Raw genomic sequence first — 11,690 nt, forward strand, 5'->3', positions numbered from 1 at the left:
CGAGCTGGATCTGGCAGTCTTTTTCTGTTTCCGCATAACTTTGAGGCCCAAGTATGACCCAAATTGCACAAAAGACAAACGCTCACGCGCAGTTGAAGATTGATACCGAAGCACTAGAAAGAGCCAAGCGTAGCTTGGACGATGGAGCAGTCGTTGAAGAAGAGAGTCCGTGGCGCGAGGACATCATTCGGCTGCTAAATGACTCGCTGGCTACCGAGCTGGTCTGCGTTCTCCGCTACAGGCGCCACCACTTCACGGCTACCGGACTGTCCTCACCAGCTATTGCAGATGAATTTCTCGTGCACGCTAACGAGGAGCAGACCCATGCCGATCGAATAGCTGCGCGCATTGTTCAGCTAGGTGGCGAGCCTGACTTCAATCCCGCATCGCTTGTTGACCGCAGTCACTCAGACTACGATGCGCAGCTCGATCTGCATGCAATGATTCGGGCGAACCTTGTTGCTGAACGTGTCGCTATCGAGGCCTACACACAGATGATTGCCTTGATCGGAGATAAAGATCCCACCACCCGCCGTCTGATTGAGCAAATCCTCGAACAGGAGCAGGAACATGCTGACGAGCTATCCGATTGGATGCACAAATAACAGATCGAGGTATTCGCGCAGCCTGCTGAACTGCCTGTCTTGGCCTCAAGGGCAATCAGCAGCTAGCTAACACAGTGACTGAGGCTTTTGCGGTGCATCGAATCCTTTTCATCGAATGACTGCTGACAGCCACAGTCATAAAGCCGTAGAGCTCGATGGATGGTGTCGCCCAAATGCCGTCGCTCCTGGCGGCAGCTGAGCATCGTTACTTGCGAGCGCTGCACCACAAAGCTGACCTATGGAGTTGGCCTTGAGCGTCTGGCGCAGGGCAGGTATCCGAATCATGGCGGATAAGCATCATCCCGCAGCGCGAATTTCGAGCGCTATGTGCGTTGGTAGTCTCGTTGCGTATACCAGTTGGATTGACCTCCTGTGGCTTGACCAGGTTGCTGGTCATGACCGGCTGAGTTCGGCCAGAAGCTGTCGTTCGGTAGGTAGCCGTGAACGGCAGGTCTTGGCCGGTAGGCGACCGTCTCAGAACGAGTGAGGATTCAACCAGAACCATGCCGCGATCCCCATGGCGACCCACAACACGATGATCATGATCGCCCCCGCGCGACTGCTTGGCTTCGACCCTTTTTCGGCCATCCACGCATCGGCCTGAACACGGCATTCAGCAAGAACTGATTCGGGTAGCAGCTTGACAGTCAGCCAAATCAGCGCCGGAAGCAAGAGGATATCGTCCACATATCCAAGAACCGGGATGAAATCAGGAATCAGATCAATCGGGCTGAGCGCATAAGCCACGACAAGAAGCCCCAGTGCTTTAGCATGCCAAGGCGTGTCGGGGTGCTTTCCGGCGAACCAGAGTGTCACGCCATCGCGCTTGATCCGCTTTGCCCAAGCCTTTAAGTTGCCATTGAGATTCATAGAAATTCCGAGGACAGGTCAGAATTTTCGCTCCTTATCGATGACGGCCACGCATGTTCCGATAGCCGCCGATGCAATTTTTGGCAGTTGGAAAAGTACGAAGCATCTACGCGCATCAAGTTACAAATGCTTGGTCAACGTTCCCAAATTCCCCTCGTTAAAGAGACCAAGCATGGCGAGCGCCATTGCCTTGAAAGTCACTTGATGAACTACACGTCACTCTCGCTGCTTGCTGCACTTGCAATGGCTGCGGCACCTGGTCATGCAGAGGTCTACCTGGGTATAGGCTACGGTGCTCCGGCTCCCTACGTTGCTGCGCCTTATTACGCGGCACCGCCTGTTCAATACGGACCACCGGCTGTTCAATACGTTCCACGGCCAGTCTACGCCCCTAGACCCGTGATAGTCGCGCCGCCGCCGGAAGCGGTTCCGGGATGGCGCTGGCAGGAGGACGGCCGACGTTGGGACAGGTGGCACAGACACCATCATCGAGGCTGGCGTGAGGATGACGACGAAGATTGATGGCGACGCCAGACGTCGGCATTGGATCTCTACGTGGCCGCGAACGGCAGGTCCAGGCTGTCTGCGGTCACTCAGCTCAAAGATGTCAATGACTGCTAATGCACAAAGCAGTCATTGGAGCTCGACTTCCACGGATGTCCGCGCCAAACCTCAAAGCAGAGACTGGACAGTCGCGAATTTCGGGTGACTGCATTTACCTGAGGCGAACCGATGTTAACGACCCATTGTCGACCTTCGTTATGACGCAAGTTCGCGTGCTGGATCATTTCTCGGCTGATAAGAACTTCAGACCGACAATCCCAGCCAGGATCAGTGAAAAGCAAACGATTCGCCCAAGGCTCCGGTCTTCACCGAGCATCAAGACGCCATAGATGGCGGTACCCACGGCCCCAATTCCAACCCAGACAGCGTACGCCGTACCCACGGGAATGGTTCTTGTTGCAAGGGAGAGCAAATACATGCTCATCACAATGAATGCGGCACAAAAAGCGCTAGGCCCAAGTTTCGTAAATCCATCTGTCCTTGGCATCGCTGCTGCATAGAAGATTTCACATAGACCCGCTAAAACCAGATAGATCCACCCCAACATGTGCTCCTAAAGCGCACAACTTTACACAACAAGTTCTCGCATGCCTCATGCGAATGTCCTGAATAACCGGATAGATGGACCCGATTGTGTATGACTGCTTTTGGCCGAGAGCACCATTTCGCTCATGCCCCCGAAGCAGTCACTGACTGATTCGATGCCAACAGTGAGAGTCCGTTAGGGGCATGTCGATTGCGTACTGCGGCCACAAGCTGACGTTCGCTCTAGAAAGAACTAGGGAACAACGAATCTGCCACGGCGCGAGGTCAGCAGTGTCAGGGCAGCCGCAATCAGCAGCAGTGCGGCACTGGCCTCAAAGGTGATGCGATACCCTCTAGCGTCGAATAGAACGCCACCTAGCGTAGAGCCCAGCGCGATGCAGAGCTGAATTACGGCAACCATCAGCCCCCCGCCGGCCTCGGCATCGCCGGGCAGTGACCGAGATAACCACAGCCACCAGCCCACCGGTGCTGCCGTTGCAATGAGCCCCCATACGCACAGCAGCACAGCAGTAATGACCAATGAGTCACCGAACAGGGCGAGCGCAATGCCGATGGCAGCCATCAGCAACGGAATAGTCACCAGCGTGCGGTACATCCCCATCTTCAGGAACGTACTTACAACAGATGTGCCAACGAATCCGGCGATACCGATGGCCAGCAGAATCATAGACAGAGTTGCCACGTCCACTCGCGTGACCCCCTCTAAGAATGGTCTGAGATAGGTGTACAACATGAACTGCCCCATGAAAAACATTCCGGCAGCTGCCATTCCAAACCCAACTAGCGGATTACCCAGCAGGCGAAAGACATGACCTGAACTCGATGCACGCGTTGCGTTCCGCATAGACGGCAAGCTCACCCATTGCCACGCCAGTGCAATGAGCGCGACGGGCACGAGGCACAAGAATGCGCCGCGCCACCCGATAACGCTCCCCAGGTAGCTTCCCAAGGGCGCGGCCACCACGGTGGCAAGTGCATTTCCGCCATTGAAGATGGCCAGAGCACGAGTCACTTGATGGGTAGGGACTAGTCGCATAGCGACCGCAGCGGACAGGGACCAAAAGCCGCCGACCACGACTCCAATTAAGGCACGCCCCACCATGTAGATGGTGTAGTTGGGGGCCAAGCCCACCAATAGACCAGACAAGCTCATAAGGCCGGTTAGACCTAGCAGCAAGACCTTCCGGTCCAGCGTTCCGGAAAGCCTTGAGATGGACAGACTGGTCATCACTGCAAAAGCGCCAGAGATAGCAATGCCGTAGCCCGCCCAACCTTCGCTGACATGGAAGTCCGCGGCCATGGGCGTCAGCAGGCTGACCGGCATGAACTCCGAAGCAATCAAAGCAAAGACGCAGAGCGTCATCGCAAAGACACCTCCCCAATGCGCAGTACCTTCGGCAACGCGCTCACGACTCTCGTCGACTGTGACTTGAGGGTTCACTGCTTTAAGCCGCCAGGTATTGATTAAAGAACGAGGTCAGTTTTTGCCAGGGAATCAGGTTTGAACGGTCATAGAGGTCCACGTGTCCGGCGCCTGGCACCCAAAACAGCTCCTTGGGACCGGTGGCTTTGCGGTAGGCGTCCTCGCTGAACTCCCGGGAATGGGCCTGGTCGCCGGTGATGAACAAGAGCGGACGTGGCGCAATCAGCTCCAGGTCGTTAAACGGGTAGAAGTTCATGAAGCGAACTTCGCTGGTCAGCATACGGTTCTGCGTTAGCTCTAGCGTGCGGCCTTCGGGTATGACAATGCCACGAGATGTGCGGTAGAACTCCCAGAACTCGCGAGTGACGGGGTCAGCATCCGAAGGCAATTGCAATGGGAGGTAGTTCAGGAAGATGCCCTTGCCGCTATCGAACTCGGCAGCTCGCTGGCCCGCAGCCTTGGCAAGCAAAGCTTTGCGCTGCTCAAGATTCTGCGATTGGTTCAGGCCATTTCGCGTCACCGCACCCATGTCGTACATGCTGACCGTAGCGATGGCCTTTAGCCGTGGGTCCAGCTTGGCCGCGCTGATGGCAAAACCTCCGCTGCCGCAGATACCTAGCACACCGATGCGGTTGCGGTCGATGTTGGCGCGAGTGCCAAGGAAATCTGCCGCAGCGCTGAAGGCCTCGGCGTACGTGTCAGGGGCTACCAGGTTTCGCGGCAGTCCCTCGCTTTCGCCCCAGTACGGCAGGTCGATGGCGAGGGTTGCGAAGCCTTGTTCAGCGAGCTTCTGCGCATAGAGCATGGAGCTTTGCTCCTTCACTGCGCCCATCGGGTGGCCCAAGATGATGGCGGGCGACTTCTGCCCAGGCTTGCGGTCCTTAGGCGACACCAAGTTGCCGACCATCTGCATGCTGTACTGGTTCTTGAACCGGACTTTCTCAATAACAACGCGGTTGCTTTTGTAGAAGTTGTCAGCGCCTTCGGATGCAGTCGGTGCTGCTGCTTGTGCCGCGACTGGCCCGGCAAGGGACAAACTGCTCAGGGCTGCGATGCCGAGGCCGGCGGTCTTCAGGAAGTCGCGGCGTTCGTTCACGATGGATTGGTCAGGGACCGTTATTGCTGGCTTGGTCATTCGGTACTCCAGATAGAGATGCAGGTTCAGAAGGCATCAGCTAAAACGCTGAGCTGCCCGTGCCTTGAATGGTCGCGTCTACTGGAGGTTTCGATAAGATGGTGCAATCTTGATGTACTTGTGAGTTTTACTCAGCAATGAAATCTGCCAGAACTGATGACCTGCAAGCATTCCTCGCTGTCGCACGCGACCAGAGCTTCACCAAAGCAGCAGCCAAGTTGGGTGTCACGCCCTCTGCACTCAGCCATTCGATGAAGGCGTTGGAAGAACGGTTGGGCATACGCTTGCTTGCACGCACGACCCGCAATGTTTCAACGACGGAGGCTGGTGACCGGCTGATGCGCTCCATAGCTCCACTGTTTGAGCAGATTGCCGCAGAGGTGGAGGCTCTTGGCGAACTGCGCGACAAGCCAGCGGGAACCATCCGCATCACCTGCACGGACGACATCATTGAGCTGTGCTTGAGGCCACTACTCGCGGAGTTCTTGAATACCTACCCAGACATCAAGCTGGAACTGTTCGTTGACTACGGGTTCACCAACGTGGTCGAAGAACGGTTTGATGCCGGTGTCCGGATGGGAGAGGCTGTTAGCAAGGACATGATTGCTGTACGCATCGGTCCCGATTGGAGCCTAGCCGTCGTAGGCTCGCCCGCGTACTTCGAACGCCACCCGCCACCGAAAACGCCCTATGACTTGACTCGCCACAGTTGCGTGAATATCAGGCATAGGCCTTCGGGCTCCATTTACGCTTGGGAGTTTGAGAAGGATGGCAAGATTTTCACGGTGAAGGGTGATGGCCAACTGGTCTTCAACAGCATCATGCATGTGCTCAACAGCAGCCTGGATGGGCTGGGGCTGGGTTACGTTCCCGAGCAATTGGCTGCGCCATACATCGCGGATGGCCGATTGAAGCGTGTGCTGCACTCGTGGTGTCCAACATTTCAAGGGTTCCATCTCTACTATCCGAATAGGCGGCAGGCTTCGCCGGCGTTTTCGGCGTTCGTCGAGGCTGTCAGGCATCGGGGGTGACTGTTGGTGCGGCACTGTCGAAAGGGTAGCCGTTTAGGCATCGACTGCCTTCGTGCTCCGAAGGGCAACTATGCGGCTGCCACCGGTAGTCCGCCCTGCGGACATGAGCTGCAGCAATCGCTGCAAAGCAGACATAAGACGATGGCCGACGAACGACTGCAACGGGTCGATTGCTGCCGGTGGTCAGTACCAGCAGGCCGGTCATCTCGCATCGGAATGATGGTCAATTAGCACCAGCTCCTGCATAGTGGTGCCAAGTCATCCGTGGCAGCATAGATTTCATCAGACACCGGCTCCAACTAGAGCAACTGTCTAATGGGGGATCGCCTGCCGGAGAGTAGCTGCGCGCAGGCGAAGCAGAGCTTGAGGCTACTTGTTATCACATTGTGATTCATGCGGCAAAGCTCTGTTGGCACTCGCCACAAATCAACTTAAGACCAGGTTTCCCCCAGACAGAAATCTTATCTTTGCATCCTCGGCAGGTATATTTCACTCGATTCGACTTATTTGCTGGTGCTGTCAACATCCCCGCATCATCCGTAAATACTTGGCCAGTTGGTTTCACAACTTCGGCAAGGGCAGGGATGCTGGCCATCGGCGATTTGGTACCCTCGACCCCTTGAATATGATTGGCCATACTAGCTTGGCCGACGAGAACATGATCTGCAGAAGGAAATCGGTCGTACCAGCTGAGCTTGAACTTTGCAGTCAGCAGCTCCTGACATGCAGCTAGGAAGCGCCCCCCCTCGACGGCGTAGTCTGCCATGCAATCACCGGTTCGCGCACCACCAGGTTGCCCGGTGGAAGAGGGCATGAGCCCAATGCTTTCCATCTTCCGTGCCCATTCCTCGTTGTGATATCGGCCGCGGCCCGGCTTGCCGAAATGGTGCTGCCACAAGTGTGTCATTTCATGGACTTGGGTCTGGAGTGTTTCGATGATGGGGAGCACAGCAAAGTAGGTCGGGTTCAATGCAATCTCGTCGGTCGTTGAGCCGTCTACCGAGGCAAAGCGGGCGGCCGAGAAATACCCCAAAGTCCGCTTTTCCCGCTGCAAGGTGATCAAGCAGCTTGGAAGTTGCCCTTCGAAAAGCCGCTCGTTGAAATGGTCGTAGGCCATCTGCAGCTCGTTGTAGGTTTCCTGGGTTGGGGCCAGGCGACGTGTATGCGCGAGGTCGGGCTCGGTAGACTTAGATTGCATATTTGTATTGTGCAATACAAATTCAATTCACAAACATCAAATTTGATGCGAAAATACATCATATTTGATGTTTAAAGAGTAGCCATGAGATCGACTTTCACGATCGATGACGATGTCGTAAACCGCGCACGTGCCGTCGCTGCGCCCGGTATCGCTGTGCCGGAACTGGTACGACTGGCACTGGAAACCTTCACGCGTGTCGAGGCAGGTAAGCGTTTGGCTGCGCTCGGCGGTGCCGCGCCAAATATGCCCGATGTGCCGCGCGGTGGCAGTGAGGCGGATGCTGAGGGCTCTCGCTAGTGCACGTGTCCGTCCTAGTCGATACATCGGTGTGGGTGAGACATTTTCGTGAGGCAGACACTCACCTGCAGGAATTGCTTATGCAAGACAGCGTGCTGATGCATTCCATGGTGCATGCAGAGCTGGCCTGTGGCACGCCGCCAGCACCGCGTGCCGACACGCTAGCGGCTTTGGCGATGCTGCGGCCGAGCCAGCAGGCATCAATTCCAGAGACTTTGGAATTCCTGGAAAAGAACAGTCTTTTCGGCAAGGACTGCGGCTTGGTAGACCTCTCGTTGCTTGCCTCTACGCTTATCACACCTGGGGCTTTGCTTTGGACGGCGGATCGACGTCTCGCCGAGATGGCCACGAAGTTGAATGTTGCCTATCTACCGCCTTTACATTGATAATCCCCGACGCAACCACTCCACGAAGCCTTCGTAGATCACCACAGTTGCTAGTTTCAGCTGCGCTTCTAGAATGAATCGATCAGCCGCAGGTAAAGCCCTGTCTGCCCATCGGATAAGCAGAGGCCACCAGGCACTGCCTCCTGAACTGGCGCATACAGCACCCAGACCAACAGTGCTGCCCCTCAATCCGCAGCATTGACAAAGCGCCGTCAACATCCAGGTGCAAATCTGCAAAATGGTCGCAGCGGCAGGGCGGAACCGCCGCTAAATTAGGCTCACCTCCACAACAACCTCCACGCATAAGCTTGGCAAGGGCGGAGCAAATATTCGTGATGCCTCTCGCTTTTTAAGCTGAAGGCGAGCGTGTGTACTTGTGCGAGAAAGCCGAGAGGGCACTTTAAAGCTCAGTTTCCTCTTAGACACAGTCCAGCTGCCGCCCTCGCTCACTTCACAATAGGTTTGCTGCCTTGCTGTTGGTTGTCGCCCGAAAGTAGCCCAGCACACTAGAAACGCTACGGTGTCCCGTCAGAGCCATGGTATCTGGCAGCGGAATATTCTGATTTGCAGCCTCCGTCACAAATCCTGAACGCAGTGAATGGGCAGAAAAATCGTCCGAAAGTCCGGCGAGCTGTGCCCGCTGGCGGACGATGTTCCGAACCGAAGTAGGGGAGAGCGACTCTCCGAGGCGGCCGTTTTTGAGGATCCGCCGAAAAATTGCTCCCTCCCGGATCCCCGATTTTTCAAGCCAGTTTTGCAGGGCCTCACTGGCCGGTCCTTGAATGGGCTTGCGATTCTCGGGACGGTCGTTCGCCGCCTGGTTCGATTTGGAGTGCGTCAGGGTATACACAAAGGCGCCGCCCGTGACGCGCTTCAGAAACTTCATGGATGCAGAGGCCACCTCCGAGCGCCGGCGTCCGCCGGTTGACCAGGCAAAAAGGAGGAGGGCGCGGTCGCGCAGGCCGATCAGACTGTCATCGCAGGTCTCGAGCATGGCGAGTAGGGGCTCCTTGGTCAGCGCGTCCTTTTTCTCGGCGATGTCACCCCGTTTGCCGTACGCTCGCCGCGTCCGGGCCACCAACTCCTTGACCTTGCCATCTTGGCAAGGGTTGTCCAGCTCTTGTAGTTGATGCGCTTTCGAAATCACCGCAAGGCGGTGTAGCAAGGTCGTCAACTTCATCGGGCCTGGCTTGCCTTTGATCTTGTGCTGCACCAGGACCTGGTCAATTTCGGCCGGCAACTCATGCCGTAAACCGGCCGCGGTGGTGCGAGCAGCGTGGTCCACCACAAACTGCACCACGACGTTGACAGGCAGCGGCAGTGACAGAGGATGACCAAAGCGCAATTGGTACCAGGCCGCCCAGTACCTCAAAGCCGCTCGATAGCTGGCCAAGGTGTTGGATGATTCGCCTTCGCGAATCAGATCGTCGGCGGCCTGCATGGTGACCGCCGCCAGCAGGTCAGGGTCTAAGCGCTGCACATCTGCGGCATCCAAAGCGACCAACTCAACGCCAGATAAATTATTTGTTTTCAATGGCTTGCAAACTTAGGTTTCGATAATCTTTATTTATCGAAATTAATAAATTGACCCCAAATTGAAGGTCGGATGCGTGAACTGCACTCTCTCTCTTCTTGGTAGAAAATGCAGCATCTCACCGTGCGCTAGGCAGATTTTATGCGACAGCAGTTTCTGCCGATGACTCAAAAAAGTGAGCGAGAAGAAAAACATGGCCAAGTTATAAAACATGGCCATGTTTGCTAGATTTGCATCTTGTTCTACGAAGGAGGGCGGGCGTGCACAACAACTTCAAGCTGAGTCTTCAGAACCGTATCGACTTCATCGGCCCTTTCCTTGAAAAGAAGGGTGTGCAGACAGAAGCCATCAGATCCGCCCCCCACTATGAGGGGTGGAGAGGTGAGTTGCAGCGCTTTTCCTTCCAAGGGGCGCGATTCCTGGCAGTGGTAAAACCTTCGCCCGGTCGGGCCGACAGGCTATTGCCCATCCTGTCTCAAGCCGTGCTCGAGGCCAGCACGTTTGCAGCAAAACGTGCCGATAACGAACGGCCCTTGGCACTTCTGGTGATCGATCAATCGACTAAAGCGCTCTTTACTAACGTCCAGGATTTCGCTGAAAAATTCGTCCCTGATGCGGCAATCGGCGTCGTGTCTCTTGATGGTAGTTGTTTCTTTCGAGGCCTGGGCCTAGATGGGTTGACGTCTGTGCCCGAAGTTCGCCGCGGGGTGGCCAAACCTTCGTCTGCGACATCTGTGAATCTGTTCTCTGATCTCAACCAGTGGCTCCTGAAAGTTCTACTCGCACCACTGTTTCCTGAGCATCTTCTGAGCGCACCTCGAGACAGGTACCTCTCCGGACGCCAACTCGCTGATGCAGCTGGCACCTCGCACATGAGTGCGACTCGATTCCTCCAGCAGCTCAAAACCGAGGGCTACTTAGATGGCACCGCTGAATTCATTACGCTGATACGTCACCCAGAAATATTCCTTCGATGGCGAGCGGCTACGGATACCCCCAAAAAGGAGATACCAGCTCGGTTCTTGCTCTCGGGAGCCGCAGATACACAGTTACGCAAATTGCTGCATGAAGAACCCAGTGCAACATGCCTGGGTCTTTTTGCTGCAGCAGATCTGTTGAGGTTTGGACATGTCTCTGGCGTCACCCCGTACCTCTATGTACCCAACTTGGCCCCGATAGCTTTTGGCCAAGGGCTGTGGCGTGCAGTGACGTTTGCAGCATCGGGTATTCGACCTGATTTCTATCTCCGACAGGCGCCAACGCCCGTCTCGACTTTCAGGGGAGCGGTCAGACGCGAAGGAGTCTCTTGTGCAGATGTCATCCAAGTCTGGCTTGATGTGTCCCACCATCCCTCACGCGGGCAAGAGCAGGCTGACCTGATCTATAACAAGTACCTCCAGCCTGTGTTTCCGAAGTCTTGACATGAGCAGCCCTGAAGCGGTTGAAAAGCTGCTCCAGGTACCGCTACCTTGTTCTGCACCTCACATCATTAACAGCAGTACAAGGATTTACTTCAGATTCGTACAAGAAATTACCTCACCCACCTCACGTTGTTCAGCAGCTTTGTCCTGAGACGAGCAATTATGCGATTTAACATAATATACATCGTATATAGATTATCATCGAGAGCTACGAAAGCCAAAGTTTCTTTAGACATACGGGTTGCGTCTTTATAAGCATCGGCTGGATGCTTGCGCCCTTAGCATCTAAGTGAGATAGGCTCCTCGTGACTATCTTTCGTCGTACCAACAGGAGAAAACTGATGATTGTTGAAATTGCAGACTTCAAGGTGGAGCCAGCCAAGCACAAGGATTTTGGAAGCGCCATTCGTCGGGCCGCAGACGCCGTGCTGAGCAAGGCCACTGGCTATCTCGGCCATACAGTCCTTGCCTGCATCGAGACCGAGGGTCGCTATGTGCTGACCGTATATTGGGAAACTCTGGACGACCACACGATTGGATTCCGCCAGTCCGCCGCTTTTGCCGAGTGGCGCGCCATCATCGGTCCTTATTTTGTGGAGCCACCGCATGTAGAGCACTTCACCGTCGAAGACAGCCGGACTGTCAAGTAACGGAGAAGGCCCAGATTTGTGCCTTAA

General features: G+C 55.5%; 12 protein-coding genes. 6 read left to right on the plus strand and 6 right to left on the minus strand.

Annotated elements, in window-relative coordinates:
- Positions 1-53 precede the first annotated feature (53 nt).
- Complete coding sequence (locus DJFAAGMI_RS06060) at positions 54-605, plus strand: ferritin-like domain-containing protein (RefSeq protein WP_211456338.1); 552 nt, start codon at positions 54-56, stop codon at positions 603-605.
- Positions 606-1,079: 474 nt separating this feature from the next.
- Here the strand turns inward: DJFAAGMI_RS06060 and DJFAAGMI_RS06065 are convergent, their stop codons facing one another.
- The 4 genes from DJFAAGMI_RS06065 to DJFAAGMI_RS06080 all read right to left on the minus strand — a co-directional run bounded on the left by DJFAAGMI_RS06065 (position 1,080) and on the right by DJFAAGMI_RS06080 (position 5,143).
- Positions 1,080-1,475: a YkvA family protein gene (locus DJFAAGMI_RS06065; RefSeq protein WP_211456339.1), complete on the minus strand. Its 396-nt coding sequence runs from the start codon at positions 1,473-1,475 to the stop codon at positions 1,080-1,082.
- A gap of 784 nt (positions 1,476-2,259) precedes the next feature.
- Positions 2,260-2,583: a DMT family transporter gene (locus tag DJFAAGMI_RS06070; protein ID WP_211456753.1), complete on the minus strand. Its 324-nt coding sequence runs from the start codon at positions 2,581-2,583 to the stop codon at positions 2,260-2,262.
- A 234-nt stretch (positions 2,584-2,817) separates the two neighbouring features.
- Positions 2,818-3,948: an MFS transporter gene (locus DJFAAGMI_RS06075; RefSeq protein ID WP_211456340.1), complete on the minus strand. Its 1,131-nt coding sequence runs from the start codon at positions 3,946-3,948 to the stop codon at positions 2,818-2,820.
- Between the two features lie 82 nt (positions 3,949-4,030).
- On the minus strand, positions 4,031-5,143 hold the full coding sequence (locus DJFAAGMI_RS06080) for an alpha/beta hydrolase (RefSeq protein WP_211456341.1): 1,113 nt from the start codon (positions 5,141-5,143) through the stop codon (positions 4,031-4,033).
- 137 nt (positions 5,144-5,280) lie between these two features.
- Here DJFAAGMI_RS06080 and DJFAAGMI_RS06085 point away from each other — a divergent pair, with 137 nt between their 5' ends.
- Positions 5,281-6,174, plus strand: a complete 894-nt coding sequence (locus DJFAAGMI_RS06085) for a LysR family transcriptional regulator (RefSeq protein ID WP_211456342.1) — start codon at positions 5,281-5,283, stop codon at positions 6,172-6,174.
- A 391-nt stretch (positions 6,175-6,565) separates the two neighbouring features.
- Here DJFAAGMI_RS06085 and DJFAAGMI_RS06090 read toward each other — a convergent pair whose 3' ends face one another.
- Entirely contained in the window at positions 6,566-7,372 is an 807-nt protein-coding gene (locus tag DJFAAGMI_RS06090) for a SprT-like domain-containing protein (protein WP_211456343.1), read from the minus strand.
- Positions 7,373-7,456: 84 nt separating this feature from the next.
- On the opposite strand from DJFAAGMI_RS06090, the gene DJFAAGMI_RS06095 reads away from it, so the two are divergent.
- Entirely contained in the window at positions 7,457-7,672 is a 216-nt protein-coding gene (locus tag DJFAAGMI_RS06095) for a type II toxin-antitoxin system VapB family antitoxin (RefSeq protein ID WP_211456344.1), read from the plus strand.
- Positions 7,672-8,058 carry a type II toxin-antitoxin system VapC family toxin gene (locus DJFAAGMI_RS06100; RefSeq protein WP_211456345.1) on the plus strand — a complete coding sequence of 129 codons (387 nt, stop codon included), beginning with the start codon at positions 7,672-7,674 and terminating at the stop codon, positions 8,056-8,058. The genes DJFAAGMI_RS06095 and DJFAAGMI_RS06100 overlap by 1 nt, the downstream gene beginning before the upstream one ends.
- A gap of 451 nt (positions 8,059-8,509) precedes the next feature.
- Here DJFAAGMI_RS06100 and DJFAAGMI_RS06105 read toward each other — a convergent pair whose 3' ends face one another.
- Complete coding sequence (locus tag DJFAAGMI_RS06105; RefSeq protein ID WP_211456754.1) at positions 8,510-9,499, minus strand: site-specific integrase; 990 nt, start codon at positions 9,497-9,499, stop codon at positions 8,510-8,512.
- Positions 9,500-9,852: 353 nt separating this feature from the next.
- Between DJFAAGMI_RS06105 and DJFAAGMI_RS06110 the strand changes: the two genes are divergently transcribed.
- Together DJFAAGMI_RS06110 and DJFAAGMI_RS06115 are read left to right on the plus strand one after the other, a co-directional pair.
- The gene (locus tag DJFAAGMI_RS06110; protein WP_211456346.1) at positions 9,853-11,013 is read left to right on the plus strand and encodes a hypothetical protein; all 1,161 of its coding nucleotides are present in this window, start codon (positions 9,853-9,855) and stop codon (positions 11,011-11,013) included.
- A 341-nt stretch (positions 11,014-11,354) separates the two neighbouring features.
- The gene (locus DJFAAGMI_RS06115; RefSeq protein WP_211456347.1) at positions 11,355-11,663 is read left to right on the plus strand and encodes an antibiotic biosynthesis monooxygenase family protein; all 309 of its coding nucleotides are present in this window, start codon (positions 11,355-11,357) and stop codon (positions 11,661-11,663) included.
- The last annotated feature ends 27 nt before the right edge of the window (positions 11,664-11,690 follow it).

The organism is Comamonas brasiliensis, assembly GCF_018292285.1.
Lineage (GTDB): Bacteria > Pseudomonadota > Gammaproteobacteria > Burkholderiales > Burkholderiaceae_C > Comamonas > Comamonas brasiliensis.

Coding starts and splice junctions, on each gene's coding strand:
- DJFAAGMI_RS06060 (WP_211456338.1), top strand. CDS start 54: ATGACCCAAATTGCACAAAAGACAAACGCTCACGCGCAGTTGAAGATT.
- DJFAAGMI_RS06085 (WP_211456342.1), top strand. CDS start 5,281: ATGAAATCTGCCAGAACTGATGACCTGCAAGCATTCCTCGCTGTCGCA.
- DJFAAGMI_RS06075 (WP_211456340.1), bottom strand. CDS start 3,948: ATGACGCTCTGCGTCTTTGCTTTGATTGCTTCGGAGTTCATGCCGGTC.
- DJFAAGMI_RS06080 (WP_211456341.1), bottom strand. CDS start 5,143: ATGACCAAGCCAGCAATAACGGTCCCTGACCAATCCATCGTGAACGAA.
- DJFAAGMI_RS06095 (WP_211456344.1), top strand. CDS start 7,457: ATGAGATCGACTTTCACGATCGATGACGATGTCGTAAACCGCGCACGT.
- DJFAAGMI_RS06105 (WP_211456754.1), bottom strand. CDS start 9,499: ATGCAGGCCGCCGACGATCTGATTCGCGAAGGCGAATCATCCAACACC.
- DJFAAGMI_RS06115 (WP_211456347.1), top strand. CDS start 11,355: ATGATTGTTGAAATTGCAGACTTCAAGGTGGAGCCAGCCAAGCACAAG.
- DJFAAGMI_RS06090 (WP_211456343.1), bottom strand. CDS start 7,372: ATGCAATCTAAGTCTACCGAGCCCGACCTCGCGCATACACGTCGCCTG.
- DJFAAGMI_RS06065 (WP_211456339.1), bottom strand. CDS start 1,475: ATGAATCTCAATGGCAACTTAAAGGCTTGGGCAAAGCGGATCAAGCGC.